The sequence below is a fragment of the Mucilaginibacter terrenus genome (assembly GCF_003432065.1).
Classification (GTDB): Bacteria; Bacteroidota; Bacteroidia; order Sphingobacteriales; family Sphingobacteriaceae; genus Mucilaginibacter; species Mucilaginibacter terrenus.
The window spans coordinates 352,292-370,822 of record NZ_QWDE01000001.1 but is presented as its reverse complement, the minus strand read 5'-3'; the positions used below and the strand labels follow the sequence as shown (position 1 = coordinate 370,822).

The 18,531-nt window shown below is 45.1% G+C and carries 19 protein-coding genes; 10 read left to right on the top strand and 9 right to left on the bottom strand.

Features of this window, described 5'->3' with window-relative positions; genetic code table 11:
• Nucleotides 1–112: 112 nt before the first annotated feature.
• Nucleotides 113–514 (bottom strand): methylmalonyl-CoA epimerase, encoded by a 402-nt coding sequence (gene mce, locus DYU05_RS01550; protein WP_117381228.1) that lies wholly within the window; start codon nt 512–514, stop codon nt 113–115.
• A 102-nt stretch (nt 515–616) separates the two neighbouring features.
• On the opposite strand from mce, the gene DYU05_RS01545 reads away from it, so the two are divergent.
• From DYU05_RS01545 to DYU05_RS01530, 4 genes are all read left to right on the top strand, one after another.
• On the top strand, nt 617–1,828 hold the full coding sequence (locus DYU05_RS01545) for an IscS subfamily cysteine desulfurase (RefSeq protein WP_117381227.1): 1,212 nt from the start codon (nt 617–619) through the stop codon (nt 1,826–1,828).
• 125 nt (nt 1,829–1,953) lie between these two features.
• Complete coding sequence (iscU, locus tag DYU05_RS01540; protein ID WP_117381226.1) at nt 1,954–2,367, top strand: Fe-S cluster assembly scaffold IscU; 414 nt, start codon at nt 1,954–1,956, stop codon at nt 2,365–2,367.
• 98 nt (nt 2,368–2,465) lie between these two features.
• On the top strand, nt 2,466–2,792 hold the full coding sequence (locus DYU05_RS01535; RefSeq protein ID WP_117382912.1) for a HesB/IscA family protein: 327 nt from the start codon (nt 2,466–2,468) through the stop codon (nt 2,790–2,792).
• 133 nt (nt 2,793–2,925) lie between these two features.
• Nucleotides 2,926–4,839 carry an AMP-dependent synthetase/ligase gene (locus tag DYU05_RS01530; protein WP_117381225.1) on the top strand — a complete coding sequence of 638 codons (1,914 nt, stop codon included), beginning with the start codon at nt 2,926–2,928 and terminating at the stop codon, nt 4,837–4,839.
• A gap of 27 nt (nt 4,840–4,866) precedes the next feature.
• On the opposite strand, the gene DYU05_RS01525 is transcribed toward DYU05_RS01530, so the two are convergent.
• From DYU05_RS01525 to DYU05_RS01515, 3 genes are all read right to left on the bottom strand, one after another.
• Nucleotides 4,867–5,877, bottom strand: a complete 1,011-nt coding sequence (locus tag DYU05_RS01525; protein ID WP_117381224.1) for a Kelch repeat-containing protein — start codon at nt 5,875–5,877, stop codon at nt 4,867–4,869.
• A gap of 93 nt (nt 5,878–5,970) precedes the next feature.
• Entirely contained in the window at nt 5,971–6,597 is a 627-nt protein-coding gene (locus DYU05_RS01520; protein ID WP_117381223.1) for a chloramphenicol acetyltransferase, read from the bottom strand.
• 2 nt (nt 6,598–6,599) lie between these two features.
• On the bottom strand, nt 6,600–7,283 hold the full coding sequence (locus tag DYU05_RS01515) for an HAD family hydrolase (RefSeq protein WP_117381222.1): 684 nt from the start codon (nt 7,281–7,283) through the stop codon (nt 6,600–6,602).
• Between the two features lie 173 nt (nt 7,284–7,456).
• Here DYU05_RS01515 and lysS point away from each other — a divergent pair, with 173 nt between their 5' ends.
• Both lysS and DYU05_RS01505 read left to right on the top strand, forming a co-directional pair.
• On the top strand, nt 7,457–9,178 hold the full coding sequence (gene lysS, locus DYU05_RS01510; RefSeq protein WP_117381221.1) for a lysine--tRNA ligase: 1,722 nt from the start codon (nt 7,457–7,459) through the stop codon (nt 9,176–9,178).
• Between the two features lie 249 nt (nt 9,179–9,427).
• Complete coding sequence (locus DYU05_RS01505) at nt 9,428–9,640, top strand: hypothetical protein (protein ID WP_117381220.1); 213 nt, start codon at nt 9,428–9,430, stop codon at nt 9,638–9,640.
• Nucleotides 9,641–9,655: 15 nt separating this feature from the next.
• On the opposite strand, the gene DYU05_RS01500 is transcribed toward DYU05_RS01505, so the two are convergent.
• Nucleotides 9,656–10,213, bottom strand: coding sequence for a tetratricopeptide repeat protein (locus DYU05_RS01500; protein ID WP_117381219.1), 558 nt, complete (start codon nt 10,211–10,213; stop codon nt 9,656–9,658).
• A 73-nt stretch (nt 10,214–10,286) separates the two neighbouring features.
• Here DYU05_RS01500 and ung point away from each other — a divergent pair, with 73 nt between their 5' ends.
• Nucleotides 10,287–10,961 carry a uracil-DNA glycosylase gene (gene ung / locus DYU05_RS01495; RefSeq protein WP_117381218.1) on the top strand — a complete coding sequence of 225 codons (675 nt, stop codon included), beginning with the start codon at nt 10,287–10,289 and terminating at the stop codon, nt 10,959–10,961.
• Between the two features lie 179 nt (nt 10,962–11,140).
• On the opposite strand, the gene DYU05_RS01490 is transcribed toward ung, so the two are convergent.
• The gene (locus DYU05_RS01490; protein ID WP_117381217.1) at nt 11,141–11,611 is read right to left on the bottom strand and encodes an Lrp/AsnC family transcriptional regulator; all 471 of its coding nucleotides are present in this window, start codon (nt 11,609–11,611) and stop codon (nt 11,141–11,143) included.
• Nucleotides 11,612–11,734: 123 nt separating this feature from the next.
• Here DYU05_RS01490 and DYU05_RS01485 point away from each other — a divergent pair, with 123 nt between their 5' ends.
• Genes DYU05_RS01485 through smpB form a run of 3 tightly spaced genes read left to right on the top strand, consistent with a single transcriptional unit; the run spans nt 11,735 to nt 14,731 of the window.
• On the top strand, nt 11,735–12,385 hold the full coding sequence (locus DYU05_RS01485) for a metal-dependent transcriptional regulator (RefSeq protein WP_117381216.1): 651 nt from the start codon (nt 11,735–11,737) through the stop codon (nt 12,383–12,385).
• The gene (locus tag DYU05_RS01480; RefSeq protein WP_117381215.1) at nt 12,382–14,262 is read left to right on the top strand and encodes an Nramp family divalent metal transporter; all 1,881 of its coding nucleotides are present in this window, start codon (nt 12,382–12,384) and stop codon (nt 14,260–14,262) included. The genes DYU05_RS01485 and DYU05_RS01480 overlap by 4 nt, the downstream gene beginning before the upstream one ends.
• Before the next feature lie 19 nt (nt 14,263–14,281).
• Nucleotides 14,282–14,731: an SsrA-binding protein SmpB gene (gene smpB, locus DYU05_RS01475; protein WP_117381214.1), complete on the top strand. Its 450-nt coding sequence runs from the start codon at nt 14,282–14,284 to the stop codon at nt 14,729–14,731.
• Nucleotides 14,732–14,855: 124 nt separating this feature from the next.
• Here smpB and DYU05_RS01470 read toward each other — a convergent pair whose 3' ends face one another.
• From DYU05_RS01470 to DYU05_RS01460, 3 genes are all read right to left on the bottom strand, one after another.
• Nucleotides 14,856–15,512, bottom strand: a complete 657-nt coding sequence (locus DYU05_RS01470; RefSeq protein WP_117381213.1) for a protein-L-isoaspartate(D-aspartate) O-methyltransferase — start codon at nt 15,510–15,512, stop codon at nt 14,856–14,858.
• Nucleotides 15,513–15,600: 88 nt separating this feature from the next.
• Nucleotides 15,601–18,090: a replication restart helicase PriA gene (gene priA / locus DYU05_RS01465; protein WP_117381212.1), complete on the bottom strand. Its 2,490-nt coding sequence runs from the start codon at nt 18,088–18,090 to the stop codon at nt 15,601–15,603.
• Between the two features lie 4 nt (nt 18,091–18,094).
• Complete coding sequence (locus DYU05_RS01460; protein WP_117381211.1) at nt 18,095–18,481, bottom strand: DUF423 domain-containing protein; 387 nt, start codon at nt 18,479–18,481, stop codon at nt 18,095–18,097.
• Between the last annotated feature and the right edge of the window lie 50 nt (nt 18,482–18,531).

Here is an 18,531-nt window from a genome sequence, read left to right as displayed (position 1 = left end):
CCGTCATGCGTCCGTTTACGTAGCCCCTAACTAAATGGTTGCACTCGTAACAAAGAAATGTAAAAATGACACAATGAACATCAGAGTTTAGGTGCCCGGATGTTGCATGGTTTTATTGTTGCTCCTGACACAACTCTACCAGCACACCAGCAGCGCTTTTTGGGTGTACAAAACAAACCAGCTTGTTGTCTGCGCCAGGTTTAGGTGCATCGTTCAATAAGATAAAACCTTCGGCCTTAAGGCGGGCCATCTCGGTTTCAATGTCATCTACCGCAAAGGCAATGTGATGAATGCCCTCTCCTTTCTTGGCTATGAATTTGGCAATAGGGCTGTCTTCGGTCGTAGCTTGCAGTAATTCTATTTTGTTGGGGCCGCTTTTCAGGAAAGCGGTTTTTACCCCCTCGGTAAGCACATCTTCTATCTTGTAAACGGTTGTATCAAGCAACTTTTCGTAGATGCTGCCCGTATCTGTTATGCTGTTTACTGCTATGCCAATATGCTCTATCTTGTTCATGTCCAAATATTGTAAATAAATGGCATCATACCGCAATTTACAGCAGCCGGCAGATGTAAAAGTAAAACTTTGCGTATATTTGTATTGTTAATTTTTTTAACCATGAACATCCCAATTTATCTAGATAACAACGCCACCACACCAATGGACCCCCGGGTGCTGGAAGCTATGCTGCCGTACTTTACATCTAAGTTTGGTAATGCTGCAAGTCGCAACCACCCTTTTGGCTGGGTTGCAGAGGAAGGTGTTGATTACGCACGCGAGCAGGTTGCTAAGCTTATAGGTGCCAGCGAAAAAGAAATCATCTTTACATCGGGCGCTACCGAAAGCGACAACCTTGCCATTAAAGGCGTGTTTGAAATGTATAAAGAAAAAGGCAACCACATTATCACCGCGGTTACCGAACATAAAGCCGTTTTAGACGCGTGCAAGCACGTTGAAAAACTTGGCGGCCGGGTTACTTACCTTCCTGTTAAAGAGGATGGCCTTGTGGACCTTGCAGTACTTGAAGCTGCCATGACGCCGGAAACCATCCTGGTATCTATTATGTATGGTAATAACGAAATTGGTGTTATACAACCAGTTAGGGAAATTGCTGATATTGCCCATAAACATGGCGCTTTGTTCATGACTGATGCTACCCAGGCAGTTGGTAAAATACCTGTTGACGTAAACCGTGATGGTATTGACCTGCTTGCTTTATCGGCCCACAAGATGTATGGCCCTAAAGGTGTAGGCGCATTATACGTACGCCGTAAAGGGCCACGTGTTAAAGTTACTGCACAGATGGACGGTGGCGGCCACGAGCGCGGCATGCGTTCAGGAACGCTTAACGTACCGGGTATAGTTGGTTTAGGTAAAGCCTGCGAAATTGCCAATCAGGAAATGGCACAGGAAGCTATCCGTTTATCTGCCCTGCGCGATAAACTGGAGCAAGCATTATCCGTGCTGGAAGAAAGCTATGTGAATGGCAACGTTCAGCACCGCTTACCGCATGTTGCAAACATTTCCTTTAAATATGTTGAGGGTGAGGGCCTTATGATGGCCATGAAGGATCTTGCAGTATCATCAGGTTCGGCATGTACTTCTGCTTCATTGGAACCATCATATGTGCTTAAAAGCCTTGGTTTGAGCGATGACCTGGCACACTCTTCTATACGTTTTGGCTTAGGCCGTTTTACTACTGAGGAAGAGGTTGACTATGCTGTTGAGGTGACCAAAAAAGCGGTTACCCACCTGCGTGAACTTTCACCGCTGTGGGAGATGTTTAAAGAAGGCATAGACCTTAACTCTATTGAGTGGGCAGAACACTAAGAAGAAAGTCCATTGTCTTTAGTCGTAAATCTAAAGTTTGTGGATCTCTTTATAAAACAAAATGAAAATCAGGGTCGGTTTTATTCGACTCAGAACTTATTACTTAAGACTTAATACTTAAAAGAATGGCTTATTCAGATAAAGTAATTGACCATTACACCAATCCGCGCAACGTGGGCACGCTTGATAAAAGCAGCACTACAGTTGGTACCGGCCTGGTTGGCGCACCGGAGTGCGGCGACGTAATGCGTTTGCAAATACAGGTTGATGAGAACAACATCATCACCGATGCAAAATTTAAAACATTTGGTTGCGGTTCGGCTATCGCGTCATCATCTTTGGCTACCGAGTGGCTTAAAGGTAAAAGCGTTGATGATGCCATGAAGATTGACAACATGGACATTGTTGAAGAACTTGCATTGCCACCGGTAAAAATTCACTGTTCGGTATTGGCAGAAGATGCTATTAAAGCAGCCATTAACGATTACCGCGTGAAAAACGGCATGGAGCCGATTGAGCTGGAAAAATCACACCACTAATAAAAACGGACGCAAGAATCAAGAGATAAAAGTTAAGACTTTTGTCTGCTTGTGCGCTTTATCTTGATTCTTGTTTCTTGACTCTTGATTCTAAGATCATGGTAACTGTAACTGATAAAGCAAAATCTAAAATAGATCACCTCATGCAGGATGGCGGGCTTGATGCCTCGTACTTCCTTCGTGTAAGTGTACAAGGCGGGGGTTGCTCGGGCTTGTCCTACAACCTCGATTTTGATAACGAGGAGAAAAAGGGCGACCAGTTTTTTGAGGACAAGGGCGTACGCATGGCACTGGATATGAAATCATTCTTATACCTGGCCGGCACCGAACTTGATTTTAGCGACGGCCTTAACGGCAAGGGCTTTAACTTTCATAATCCTAATGCTTCCCGCACCTGCGGCTGCGGCGAAAGTTTCTCGGTTTAAACAAAATCTTTATTCGATATCGGAATAATACTTTAGGCTCCTGCGAAGGAGCCTTTTTCTATTTAATGCCGCACCTATTTAAATTGCGAAATAACCGTTAGTTTTGTTTTAATATAAACCTGATATAAACTTAATGAACCCGGTAAAAGAACACGATACTGTTCCTGGCCTTATACGCAATATTGTAAAGAACATTCATCCAGATACCCATCCCTTCATGACCCATAAGGTGAAGGATACATGGGTAGATATATCTTATAAAGAAGCTATCGAAAAGATAGATGCCATTTCCGCCTGGTTCCTGAACGTGGGTGTACTAAAAGGCGACAGGCTATCACTTATTATTGAGAACGGGCCGGATTACGTATATTACGACCAGGCCTTGCAGCAAATAGGTGCAGTTAATGCCTCTATATACCCTACCCTTACCGAAGCTGAGATAGAGTATATCCTTAACGACTCCGGAGCCAAAACGATACTGGTAGGCAACCCATTCCTCTTTAAGAAAGTGCTTAAGGTTGTAAACAGCTGTCCTTCTGTACTGCGTATAATACCTGCTTTTGACGACTTTGAGAAACACTGCGAAAAGTTAAAGCTTAATGCCGGTGTGGTTGGTTTTAAGCAGGTGATAGAAGAAGGCAAAACGCTGCTGCCGCAATACGCTACAGCTATAAAAATAGCACGGGAGGCTATCCTGCCGTCAGACTTATCTAGTTTAATCTACACCTCCGGTACAACAGGCATTCCCAAAGGAGTAATGCTAACGCACAGTAACTTTGTAGAGACTGTACGTGAAGGCCTGAACCAAATACCGAACGTTGAGCCGAGCGACATTTTCCTGTCGTTCCTTCCGCTGTCGCACGTTTTCGAGCGTACTGCAACATATTACATATGCATGGGCGCTGGCTGTAAAATAGCGTTCTCGCAAAGCCTTGAACTGCTTGCCAAAAACATGGTTGAGGTGAAACCAACCATCATGAACTGCGTACCGCGGTTGCTTGAGCGCATTCACGATAAGGCGATGAAAACCGGAACTTCCGCCGGGGGCATGAAAACCAAAATTTTCAGCTGGGCGTTTGAACTGGGCAAAGAGGCGCTGAAGTATGCCGAAGAAGGCAAAAAACCGGGGCTAATACTTTCCGGCAAACTTAAGATAGCTGATAAACTTGTTTTCAGCAAAATACGCGAGAAGACTGGCGGCAACTTAAAGTTCCTGATTTCGGGTGGTGGTGCACTGCCAAAAAACGTAGGTATATTTCTGGGTAGTGTAGGTATTAAAGTACTGGAAGGTTTTGGGCTTACCGAGACTACCGGTCCTATGGCAGTTACAGAGTATCACCGCCAGGTTTACGGCACCGCAGGCCGTATCATGACGGGTACCCAGGTTGGTATTCAAAATATCGATACTAAACAGATATACACCATTCAAACACATGATACCTTTAAGCCGGATTATTTGTCGGAAGAAGGCGAGATCATCATCCGCGGTATATCCGTTATGAAAGGCTATTGGAACAAGCCGGAAGAAACTGCTGCTGCTATAGATGCTGACGGCTGGTTCCACACAGGCGATATAGGCCGCTTTTACAAAGGCTACATCCAGATCACCGACAGGCTCAAGAACATGCTGGTGAACGCCTATGGTAAGAACATCTACCCTACTCCGGTAGAGAACACCTACCTGAAAAGCTCAAAAATAGAGCAAATCTTCCTGGTTGGTGATAAGCGAGAATATATAACCGCCATCATCGTTCCACCAAAAGAACTGCTGCAAGAAACCTTTAAACTTGGTAACGAATTTTTTGAACGGCCTGACACCTTTATAGAAGATAAAGAGATAGTAGACTGGGTGGCACAGGATGTTAAACGCTTTTCTAACGAGTTAGCAAAGTTCGAGCGCATTAAAAATTTTATAGTAAAGCGTAATCCGTTTAGTATGGAAGCTGGCGAGATCACCCCTACCCTTAAAGCTAAGCGCAAAGTAATAGAAAAGAACTACGCCCAGGCTATAGACGAAATGTACTTGCAGGAAGCAGAAGCGGACTAATCACTGCAAACAGCATCAAATTTATAACTAATTTGGTTTTTGTGTTGGCATATACTTCCACAGGTCGTATAGCAAACCCGGATTTCCGGTGCCCGTGTAGGCAATGCCGTTGATGGTAAAGCTTACCGCATCGTAGCGCGCTACACCGCCATAAGTGGTGATCTTGTTCCAGCTATTTGTTGCAGGTGAGTACTTGTACCAGTCGTCTGCGGATGCAGCGGTTGTAGTACCAAGGCCAACGTAGCCGTCGCTGCCAATAACAAACTGGCTGCTAAAAACGCGCGGCTTACCGGTAAAGTCTGCTCTTGCGGTCCATTTATCAGCTGCAGGGTCGTACTCCCAAAAGTCGGTTTTAATTACATCTGGTGACGTTCCGCCCAGGCCAGCATAACCTTTTCCGTTTACAGCGAAAGCTGCAACACCAAAACTACCATTACCCGGATAATCAGCAACCCGGGTCCATTTGTCGCTAACCACATCATATCTATAAAAATCCTTATAACTGGCGTTGTAATCGTTATTGGTGCCCAGTCCAAGGTATCCTGCGCCATCTATTGCAAAAGCTATAACATTTTCGCGCGGCGGGCCAGGAACATCTGCTTTATGCGTCCATTTATCTAACGCAGGATCATACTCCCAAAAATCGCGCTTCTGCGGCGGGTCGTCTTGGTGTTCTGCGCGCTCGCCAAAACCTGTGCCCAGGTAAGCTTTATTATTTATAGTGAACCCACGAAGGTATTCAGCCCCCTGTCCCGGGTAATCTGCCTTGCGCGTCCACTTGTCGGCAGTTGGATCATACTCCCACATATCGTACAACGCTATTGAACTAAATCCCGAACCAGCGTTCCCTCCTATAATATAACCTTTGTTACCTATTGAAAAACCGTAAGCACGCACGCGACCAACACCTTCAAAGTTGGCTACCTGCTTCCAGAGGCCGGGTAGCGCATTTTCGTAGTTAGGTACAAACGGTTCTTTTTTACAGGATACCAGCAGCAATGCGGTCAGTAAAATTAACCCGGTTCTTTTTAAAAGCATTTATAATTGGCGTAGAATAGTAAATATATCAATTTACCTTGAACAAGGCGATAGCTCACCAATCACAATTACGCCTCCATGGCCTATTGGTTGCTACTGGTCAAGCCATTGCTGAAACAATTCCACAAACTCACCAACGTGCCGACCATCAGTAAGCCCATGATGCACGGTGACAGACACCGGCATCAGTTTTCTGCCATTATCTTCGGTCACCTTGCCAACGGATACCTTAGGTACGCTGTCACGCCAGGTAAAACTCCGTGCATGGGTAAGCCCGGTGAAATTGAGCCACGGCAGTGCGGAGAAATGTATTACATCCTGCCTGTCGCTGTTGGGCGAGAACAGGCCGGTTGCAGCGCGCAAACGTTCCAGCGTTGCTGATGCAGTTTGCACAAAACTTTTCAATTCAGGTTCAAACTCGATAAAGCCAAACCCGAAACTTCCGTCGGCCCTGTCCACTGTTGGCGATACATTTATCTTGTCATACAAAAACAGTTCGGTGCCTTCTACCCTGTACTTGAAACTTTCCACCTGGTTTACCGCCGATAAAGCGCAATGCAGATAGTAAAGAAAAAAAGACAACCCCTGCTCTTTTGCGTTCGAGTAAGCTTTTGTTACATCAACATTAACCACAACGCTGTAATAAGGCTCTTCAAACTTGTTAAAAAACTCAAAATGCTCTTTTCTAGACCAATTATCAAGATCAATCTTTTTCTTCATTACTATAAAAATGCTAAAATGTCGGTAATGGTATCCAAACTTTTGAAACGCTCGTTATCTATGGTGTGCTCTATTTGCTCATGCGCCCATGTTATATGATAAGGTACGTGAACAGCGTGCCCGCCAACATTCAGCACCGGCATTACATCGCTCTTGAGCGAATTGCCTATCATTAACAATTCCTCCGGACGGATGTCCAAATGTTTGATCAACTTAAGGTAATTGGCATCGTCCTTTTCGCTCATGATCTCAATATGATGAAAGTAGTGGTTGATGCCGGATTTCCTGAGCTTGCGTTCCTGGTCCAGCAGATCGCCCTTGGTAGCTACAACAAGGCGATATTTATCTTTCAACTGCTTTAACACATCTTCTACCCCCTCCAGCAATTCAATGGGTTGGTTAAGCATTTGCTTGCCCAAATCAATAATCTGGCCGATCACTTCCACACTCAAGGTGTTGTTGGTGATCTTCATTGCTGCCTCTATCATCGATAGTATAAAACCCTTTATACCGTAGCCATATAGCGCTAGATTGGCTATCTCTATGGTCAGCAACTCGCGCTCCAGATCGTGCCGGGACAGGTAGTCGCTCAGTAGTTCACAAAAACGTTCCTCCGTCTGCCTGAAATAGGGTTCGTTTACCCATAAGGTGTCGTCGGCATCAAAGGCAATAACTTTAATGTTCATGCAGACAAAGGTATTCATCCGCAGATAATTTGCAGCTTTTACCTGATGCTAAAAGTAGGATATTGCCTTAGGGAAAGAGCACCGCGACCTGCCACCTTCAAATCTCACATCCAATCGCCTACATGTAAGCTAAAAAGCCTATTTTTGCACCCTTATAAAATACCTACACTTATATGAGTATTGCGCTGTCTGAACAGGAACTCTTCCGCCGCGAGTCGTTAAAACAACTCCGCGCCCTTGACATTGACCCTTACCCTGCCGAAGCATTTGATGTGAACGCGTGGGCTAAGGATATTACTGACAACTTTGAAGCAAACCCTGACCAGTATAAACAGGTAGTAATAGCAGGCCGTATAATGACGCGCCGTATTATGGGAAGCGCAAGCTTTGCCGAGTTGCAGGATAGCACAGGTCGCGTGCAGATTTACTTAAAACGCGACGATATTTGCCCGGGCGAGGATAAAACACTTTATAATACAGTGTTCAAAAAACTACTCGACATAGGTGACTACGTAGGTGTAAAAGGGTACGGCTTTATTACCCAAACAGGCGAGATATCTATACACGTGCAGGAGCTTACCGTGCTCTCTAAATCGCTTAAGCCGCTGCCGGTAGTTAAACGTGAAGAGGACGGAACTATACATGACGGATTTACTGATCCGGAAATGCGTTACCGCCAGCGATATGTAGACCTTACGGTAAACCCGGAATTTAAGCAGATATTCATCAACCGCTCAAAAGTCATCAGCGCTATGCGCGGGTACTTTAACGCTCAGGGTTGGATGGAGGTGGAAACCCCTATACTGCAGCCGGTACATGGCGGCGCAGCGGCAAGGCCTTTTGAAACCCATCATAATACGCTGGATATGCAGCTTTTCCTACGTATTGCCAATGAGCTTTACTTAAAAAGGCTGATCGTAGCGGGTTTTGACGGGGTATATGAATTTGGTAAGATGTTCCGCAATGAGGGCATGGACCGTACGCACAACCCGGAATTTACAGCTATGGAGATATATGTAGCCTATAAAGACTATATATGGATGATGTCCATGGTTGAGGAATGCCTGGAGACTGTTGCCAAAGCGGTACACGGCGTACCTGTGGTACAAGTAGGTAAGCACGAGATAAACTTTGCAGGCCCTTATGAAAAACTGTCGATGTATGATTCTATAAAGAAATACACGAACATTGATGTATCAGAGATGGACGAGGCGGGCTTACGCTCGGTTTGTGCAGACTTAGGTATAGAGGTTAATGCAACTATGGGTAAGGGCAAACTGATAGACGAGATCTTCAGCGCTAAAGTAGAAGCTAATCTGATACAGCCTACTTACATCACCGACTACCCTATAGAGATGACACCGCTTGCTAAGAAGCACCGCACCAAGGATGGCCTGGTAGAGCGCTTTGAACTGTTTGTAAATGGTAAAGAGATAGCTAACGCCTATTCCGAACTTAACGACCCTATAGACCAGCGTGAGCGCTTTGAGGAGCAGCTGGTATTGGCAGGCCGCGGCGACGATGAGGCTATGGCAATGGACGACGACTTCCTGCGTGCGCTGGAGTATGGCATGCCACCAACCTCCGGCTTGGGTATTGGTATAGACCGCCTGGTAATGCTGATGACCAATCAAAGCACTATACAGGAAGTACTCTTTTTCCCGCAAATGCGCCCGGAGAAAAAAGCTAAGATAGCAACTGCTGAAGATTTTGTAAACGCAGGTGTATCTGCCGAGTGGGTACCAGTACTCAACAAGATGGGCTTTAACACCGTAGAGGAACTCAAAGCGGGTAACCCTAATAAAGTGTTTAACGATCTTGGTGGTATGCGTAAAAAACTTAAGCTGGAAATTACCATGCCTTCGAAAGAAGAAGTAATGGCCTGGTTTAATTAACGAGTCGCATCACTCAACTTTATATAAAACAAAAAAGGAGCTTTATGCTCCTTTTTTGTTTTATGGTTACCTTTTAACCAGTACAATTAAAAATTTCAAGCTTCGCACTTGTTAACACATACAATCCACAGATGTGAAGATTAAACCGTTAATCGATTTACAATTTGTTAATGAAAGCTTAAAGCAAAACAAACTTTCGTAAAAGCTAAGTTGTTTAACTTTATATCAAACACACTAATACGAATTGTTATGACTAATTCTATCCTGGAAATAACAGAAAACGAATACTTGATAAAACTGAACAGAAGCAATTTCGACCTGTCTTTTATCCGTAGCTTGCTTAAAATGGTTGAAGTTTCTAAACCTTCTTCAGAAGATACTGACGTTACCGATCGCTATATAACTGCTAGACAAGGTATGTCGTCAGAACCCGACTACTTTAGCTCGCTAGACGAGAAATAAGCTTAAGCTTGTTGCTTAGAACTTTTGCTGGCGGAAACCACCGCGTACTACCTGCTGCTTATCCATTTGGGCCATCTGGCCTTTCATCATTTTTATCTGATCTGCCAGCAACTTATTCTTGTCGTCCTTAGCGGCTTCTTTCAAGTACATTTCTGCCTCGCGTTTGTTGCGTTTAGCCATCGATATGCCCGCAAGGCTAAGTTTTGCCAGCGCCGTATTGTGAGACATGCTCATACCTAGCTGCAGGGCTTTCTTAAAATACTTTTCTGACTTCATTGGCGATTTGCGCGATTCTATCAATCCTATCAGCAGGTTATAATAGCCATGCTGCGATTTATATAGTTGCTTTTCGTAGTCGGTAATCTTATCCAGGAACTTCTCGGCGCCTTCGGAATTTTCTTTACGCAAGTAATATTGCGCAATAATCATGTTCTCGTTAAAGAAGAACGTAAGCAGCAAAAAGCCGCCCAATATAAACACGGTAATACCCCAGCCCCAGAAACCGAATGCACAAAGTGTTACACCGGCTCCCATCATAACACAGGCAATAATTAGCCTAACTATATTCGACATAATTTGTATTAGTATAAAACAGAGCGCAAATATCGTTATTTGCGTGCTAAATTAAACACCGTATTCAATATTTATGGCAGGAGAATTACACCCATCGTGGATGAAGGTTGTAGGTGACGAATTAACCAAACCTTACATGGCTAACCTGAAAGGTTTTTTACAGCAGGAAAAAGAAGCAGGGCACACAGTCTACCCGAAAAACGCCGATATATTCAACGCTTTTAACAAGACACCGTTCGATAAAGTTAAGGTAGTTATACTGGGACAAGACCCCTATCATGGCGAACACCAGGCACATGGGCTATCGTTTTCTGTACAACGGGGAATTGCTGTACCGCGGTCGCTGGCAAACATTTATAAAGAACTGAAGACCGATATTCCAGGCTTTGTGATCCCTAATCATGGCAACCTGGAGAAGTGGGCAGAGCAGGGGGTGTTACTTCTGAATACTTCGCTTACGGTACGCGCCAACCAGGCAGGCTCGCACTCAAAAAAGGGCTGGGAACAATTTACCGACGCCGTGATCAGGAAAATCTCCGACGAATGTACGGGAGTGGTATTCATCCTGTGGGGAGCGCACGCGCAATCTAAAATAGCGCTCATAGATACGCAAAAGCATCACATTCTAAAATCAGTGCATCCCTCGCCACTGTCAGTAGAGCGCGGCTTTTGGGGCTCTAAGCCGTTCTCCAAAACCAACGAGTTCCTGATAAAAGAAGGTAAGGAGCCTATTGACTGGCAAGTGTAGGTCAGGAGTCAAGAGTCAAGAGTCAAGAGTCAAGAGTCAAGAGTCAAGAGTCAAGAGTCAAGAGTCAAGAGTCAAGAGTCAAGAGTCAAGAGTCAAGCAAAATGCCCGACTAGTCGGGCATTTTGCTGTGTCATAATTTTTAACTCTTGGTTCCTGATTCTTAAATCTTAAATCTCCTATTAGTATTCCAGCGGAACAATAGGCTCCTTTTTGCTGGTGCTCATGATCATCATGGTCTGGAAGGTTTTCACCACCGTTATGCGGCTTATCTTTTCCATTATAAGTTGCTCATACGATTTTATGTCGCGTACGTAAACCTTCAATAAGAAATCGCATTGTCCGGTTACGTGGTGGCACTCGGTAACTTCCTTAATGGTCTGTATCTCGTCCAGAAAAGTCTGAATGGTATTCTTCTGGTGAAAATCCAGCGAGATTTGTATAAAAGTTTTTATACCTAGCCCAAGTTTCTCTTCATCAACCAGCGCGTGGTAACTTTTTATGTACTGGGCGTTCTCTAGTTTACGCACACGCTCAAGCGTTGGGGCCGGTGAAAGGCCAATTTCGTTAGATAGCTGCAGGTTGGTTATGCGGCCGTTTTCTTGTAATATCTTGAGTATTTGGAGGTCTATCTTATCTAATTCAGCTGCCATGGTACATGCAAATATATAATAATCTGTATTACACAAAATAAAATTTCACATTAATATAGTTTGACCAAACATTTTCTTTCCTAAAATTTAGGCATGTCTAAAAAATTTATTAGATTTGCTTAAATGAATACTTTAGCCGAAGAGAATTACCTGAAAGCTATATACAAACTGGCAGCCTCAGTAGAGAGTGTAAGCACCAATCAAATCGCAGCTTCGCTTGACACCAAGGCGTCATCGGTAACCGATATGGTGCGCAAACTTTCCGAGAAAGGTTTGATAAACTACACCCGGTACCAGGGCGTGAGCCTTACAACATCGGGCGAAAAGGTGGCACTGAACATCATACGGAAGCACCGGCTTTGGGAATACTTCCTGGTAGAAAAACTTCATTTTAAATGGGACGAGGTGCACGAGATGGCCGAAGAGATGGAGCACATATCCTCAAACGAATTGATTGACCGCCTTGATGAGTTTATGGGTTTTCCAAAGCGCGACCCGCATGGCGACCCTATCCCCGACCGCGACGGCTGTTTTAAAACAAATGAACTTAAACCAATTTCATCTGTGGGCGTTTACAGCGGGGGTATCATCTCCGGCGTGCGCGAACACTCTACAGCATTCCTGCAGTACCTGGATAAACAACAGCTTACCATTGGGAAGAAGATAATTGTGAAAGAGATAATACAATATGACGGCACAGTAGTGCTGCAAACCGGAAACAAAGAGATACATATTAGCCGCGAAGTGGCAAATAACCTGCTTATAACCTTATGATAACAAGCGAATCTTTAGGAGATGTACACAATTCGGTAAGTACCGAAAATAAAACGGGATGGAAAAAAGTACTGTCCTTCCTGGGGCCTGCTTACCTGGTGAGCGTTGGCTACATGGACCCTGGCAACTGGGCAACGGACCTTGCGGCAGGTAGCCAGTTTGGCTATAAGCTAATCTGGGTGTTACTGCTGTCCAACCTGATAGCCCTTCTGCTGCAAAACCTCGCCGTACGGCTGGGCATTGTACGCGGGCTCGATCTTGCACAGGCATCAAAACACACCTACCCGCGTTTTGTAAACTTTTGCCTGTATATACTTGCACAAATAGCCATTATAGCCTGCGACCTGGCCGAAGTTATAGGTATGGCAATAGGCTTAAACCTGCTGTTTGGCTTACCATTAATATGGGGAGTATCCATCACCATGCTGGACACCCTGCTACTCCTCTTCCTGCTAAACAAGGGCATGCGTAAGTTAGAAGGCTTTATCATCACGCTAATATTTATTGTGGGTGTATCCTTCCTGGTAGAGATGTTTATTGTTAAGCCTGATGTTGTGGAGATAGCCAAAGGGTTTATTCCTGCAAACCTTAATAACCAGGCCCTATATATAGCGATAGGTATTATTGGGGCGACAGTGATGCCACACAATTTGTACCTGCACTCCTCTTTGGTGCAAACACGTAAGATAGACCGTTCCGAGTCGGGCATCAGGTCGGCCATCAAGTTTAACTTTTGGGACACAACCATTGCGCTCAATCTTGCTTTTTTTGTAAATGCCGCCATTTTGATACTTGCTGCCAGCGCGTTTTTTGGGCGCGGTTATCATGAAGTAGCGGAGATACAGGATGCACACAAGCTGCTTGATCACATATTTGGCAAAATAGCACCGGCATTGTTTGCACTGGCTTTAATTGCAGCGGGTCAAAGCAGCACCGTTACAGGTACGCTTGCCGGCCAGATAATTATGGAAGGGCACCTGAATTTACGTATTGCACCATGGCTACGCCGATTGCTTACCAGGATATTTGCTATTGTGCCCGCCTTTTTTACCATTATGCACGCCGGCGAACAGGGTTTAGGCAAGCTGTTAATTTTAAGCCAGGTGGTACTAAGCTTACAGTTAGGCTTTGCTATTATTCCGCTTATACACTTTACGTCCGACAGGAAACGCATGGGCAAGTTTGCCAGCAGTGTTTGGTTGCAGGTGCTTGCCTGGATATTCGCGGTGTTGATTGTTGGGCTAAACGCAAGGCTGGTAATACAGGAAATAAACAGTTGGGCGGCAGATAATCCATCGTCTGGAAACCTTGTACATTATGTAATAACGCCAATAGCCGTGGCAATAGGCGCTTTACTGCTATATGTGTTCCTAAGGCCTCTGCTTTTTAAGCACGCTGATAAACCTGCTTACATTCCACATGGTATTGCGGCAGCGCTGGATAATCTGGAAGCCGTGCACTACGACCACATAGCGGTTACAATAGATTTCTCTAAAAACGACCAGGACTGTATCAGGCACGCGTTAATGCAGGGTGGTAAGGATGCGAAATATACGCTTATACATGTTGTTGAAACTGCAGCCGCCCGTTACTACGGCGATACCGTGATGGATAATGAGACGCAAAGCGATGTAAACAATCTTGACAAATACGTTGTTGCGCTGAAGGCATTGCACTATAATGCAGAAGCAGTAATAGGCTACGGTGGCCCGGCAACAGCCATTGCTCAAATTGTAAATAAATCAAGTATAGACTTTATGGTAATGGGATCGCACGGCCATAAGGTGTTAAAGGACCTTATATTTGGAACTACTGTAAACAGTGTAAGGCACAAGGTAAACATCCCGGTACTGGTGGTAAAACCCGGCAAGAAATAATTTGCATATTTGCAGCGTAATGAAGCAGGACATATATATTAAGAATAAGAAAGCCTATTTTGAATACCATATACTGGACAAGTATGTGGCAGGCATAAAGTTGCTTGGAACGGAGATCAAATCCATTCGCGAGGGCAAAGCTAACGTAAATGATGCTTTCTGCACGTTCATTAACGACGAATTGTACGTTCGTAACCTCCATATTTCAGAATACTCCTTTGGCTCCTTCTATAACCATGAGGCAAAACGCGACCGTGTTTTGCTGCTAAATAAAAAGGAGCTAAAGAAGCTCCAGACCCGTGGTGAAGAAAAGGGGTTGACCATTGTTCCGCTGGCGTTGTTTATCAGCGAACGCGGCTTTGCCAAACTGGAGATAGGCCTCGCCCAGGGTAAAAAGACCTTCGATAAACGCGAAACACTGAAGGAGCGTGATACAAAGATAGAGATGGACCGGGCAATGAAGAGGTAAACTCAAAGCCCCCTAACCCCCTAAAGGGGGAACAGAAATAAAACAGCCATTTAGCTAAAAATAAATGGCTGTTTTATTTACATCGTGTATTGTATTCTGTTCCCCCTTCAGGGGGTTAGGGGGTTCACCAAGCTCTGTCTCCTACCAGCGGTACAAATCTGAAAGTATCCAATACATGCCGCTCGTAATCGTGTTCAGCCGTTTTTAAAACAGTTACCATCTTCTGCGATTTTTCATCTCCTACCGGTATAACTAAAATGCCGCCAATGCTAAGTTGTTTTAATAACAAGTCGGGCACTGTAGGTGCCCCTGCAGTTACAATTATTTTATCGTAGGGCGCATCCCCCGGTATACCAACAGAACCATCACCCAGAAAAAACTTTGGCTTATAGCCCATGTAAGGCAGCACCTGAATGGTACGCTCATACAATTTCTCCTGACGTTCTATAGTACAAACACGTGCACCAAGTTCCAATAATATGCACGTCTGATATCCGCAGCCGGTACCTATTTCAAGCACCTTATCACCTTTGCGGATGTGCAGCAGTTCGGTTTGGTAGGCAACGGTATAAGGCTGTGAAATGGTTTGCCCCTCGCCTATTGGGAAAGCGATGTCCTTATAGGCCTGGTTCCAGAAAGTCTCATCGAAGAAAAAATGACGCGGTACTTTGCCTATGGCTTTCAACACCTGCTCATCAGTAATACCTTTCTTTTGTAATACTTCTACTAATCTCTTACGTGCCCCCTGTTCCCGGTAATTATCTATAAACTTATAAGCCATTGCAGCTACAAAGTTATACAAAAAGCCTGTTTAAGGCGGTTAAATGCGCACCACACTTATTAACAGCCTGAGCATGAAACTAATTTTTTCAATAAGGGTCGACATCGGGCTGTACTATGCTGCCCTTGCTAAGTTTAGTGGTTTGGAATTGCGTTATGGTCTCCCTGATAAGTGCCTTTGCCTTTGCCATTGAGGTGTTTTCCCGCTCGAATTTGAGCATTATGGACTTGATATAGTAATTACGTATCCGGTTGATCAGCGGCGCCTCGGGGCCAATTACCCGTTCACCAAAATGCTTACGCAATTCGTTTGCAAGGTACTCAGCCTGATTATATAAGATCTCGGGGTTTTGGTGTTTGATATCAATGTTGATAATGCGATAGAACGGCGGGTAGTTAAATCCTTTGCGTTCTTCTAATTCGGTCGAATAAAGGTCAGCATAGTCATTCTCAATTACCTGCCTTATTACCCGGTGCGATGGATCGTAAGTTTGGATAACCACCTTGCCTTGTTTGCCCCGCCGGCCGGCACGACCGCTTACCTGGGCCAGCATCTGAAAGCTCCGCTCGTTGGCACGGTAGTCGGGATATTTGAGCAGGCTATCCGCGTTTATAATGCCGATTACGGTTACATCGGCAAAGTCCAGCCCCTTGGCCACCATTTGAGTACCTACCAGCACATCTATTTTTTTATCCTCTAAATCATTAAGGATATTCTGCAAAGAATTACGGGAACGCGTGGTATCAAGGTCCATACGAGCGAGGCGTGCATCAGGCATAAGAACGGATAGCTCGTCCTCGACTTTTTCGGTTCCAAAGCCCTTGTACTCCAGGTGCGTGGAGCCACATGCCGGGCATATGGAAGGGCTATCCTCTTTGTAGCCACAATAATGGCAATGCAGTTTACCGGTGTGTTTATGGAAGGTAAGGCTTACATCGCAGTTGATACATTTGGGCGTGTAAGCGCAAACGCGGCACATCAGCACAGGTGCGTAGCCACGGCGGTTCTGGAACAAGATCACCTGCTCCTTGTTTTCAATAGCCTGCTGTACATCGGCTATTAATACACTGGTGAAGTGCGATTGCATGGTCTTCTGCTTTGTTTCGGCAGCAATGCTTACCACTTCTATCAAAGGCAACTGCACTCCCCCGTAACGTTCGTTAAGTTCTACCAGACCATACTTGTTGGTACGTGCATTATAGTAGGTTTCAAACGACGGTGTAGCAGACCCCAGCAGCACTTTGCCCTTATGCATGTTGGCGAGGTACACCGCTGCATCGCGGGCGTTGTAGCGTGGTGCAGGATCATACTGTTTATAGGAAGTTTCGTGCTCTTCATCCACAATAATCAAACCCAGGTCCTGAAACGGCAAAAACACAGAGGAGCGCGCGCCAAGTATCACCTTGTATTCGCCCTGCAGTACCTTTTGCCATACTTCTACCCGCTCGTTATCATTAAACCGCGAGTGATAAACCCCTATCGATCCGCCAAAGTAGATGCGTAGCCGCTCGATAATGTGCGTTGTTAATGCTATCTCCGGCAGCAAGTACAGTACCTGTTTACCGGTCGCTATTACGGCCTCTATCAGCCTGATGTAGACCTGTGTTTTACCAGACGCCGTTACCCCGTGCAGCAACACTACGTCTTTACTTGCAAACTGATTCTGAATATCCTCCAATGCAGTTTGCTGTACATCGCTTAAAGTGAATGTACTGATTGCTTCTTCGTCTTCATCATAACGCAGGCGGCTTATGGCCCGTTCTTCGGCAATAAATACTTCTTTGTCAATGAGCGCGCGTATACTGCCATCGCCTGCTCCGCTGTCTTCAATCAGCTCTGCTTTTGTAACGGTTTTCTGCTGCCTGGACAGCTTAATAAACGCCAGCACCGCATCGGCCTGCTTTGGCGCGCGGCGTTCCAGTATCTCAAAAAGCTCACGTAAGTTATCCTGATTGTTGTATGACGGATGCAGCGTTATAAAGGTTTTCCTGCGCGGTTTAAACCGCTCGCTTACCTCTTCGGAAATATGTATGATATTCTTCTCGAATAAAGACTTAAGTACCGGCATCACCGTTTTTTGACCGAGCAGCTTCACAATGTCGCTGATCGTGAGTTCGGGTTGCAAGTCGAGCGCCTCTGTTATCATAAACTCCTTATCGTTCAGCAAGGTTTTATCAAACTCGTATTCTTTGTTAAGCGTTACTTTCGTTTCACTCGCCAGTTTCAACGCGCTGGGCAGGGCGGCATTCATTACCTCCCCTTCGTTGCACATGTAGTATTCAGCTACCCAATGCCAAAATTGCAGCTGCCTTTCGGTAACAATGGGTTTATTGTCCAGTATCTCTATAATGTATTTTGCTTCGTACTTCTCCGGTGCAAGTTCGCCAACACCAGCCACTATAGCGGTGTATAGCCTGCTTTTGCCAAACTGAACCACCACACGTTTGCCTATAGCTATGTGGTCGTTCATCTCAAAAGGAACACGGTAGGTGTAGTTACGGCTGATAGCCAGCGGTAATATCACGTCTACAAACAGCGTGCGGCGGTTGCTTTGCGGAGCCTGGGCAAACTCTAACATTTGCTTATTTATTTTTTAAAGCAGCCAGCGCAAGTGATACCCATCCGGCAATAAACAGCAGGCCACCTATTGGGGTAACCGGGCCAACTACACTCAACCCCGGCATTTTCAGGATATCGCGGCAAGCCAGCAGATACAGCGAGCCGGAAAATAGTACAATACCAAAGGTAAATAAGTAGAAAGCAGCGTTGATTAATCCCGTTTTTACGCGACTAAAGGTAGATAGGAACAACAATGCAAACACATGGTAAAACTGGTACTGCACACCCGTTTGCCATACTTCTAATTGCCGGGGTAACAATACAGCCTTAAGCGCATGGGCGCCAAAAGCACCACAGATAACGGCAATTGCACCAAATATGGCTGCGGTTGTTATAATTCGTTTGTTCATGCAGATATAAAGGGCTAAGTTAACCAATTGAAAGAATTACTTTATTGTGG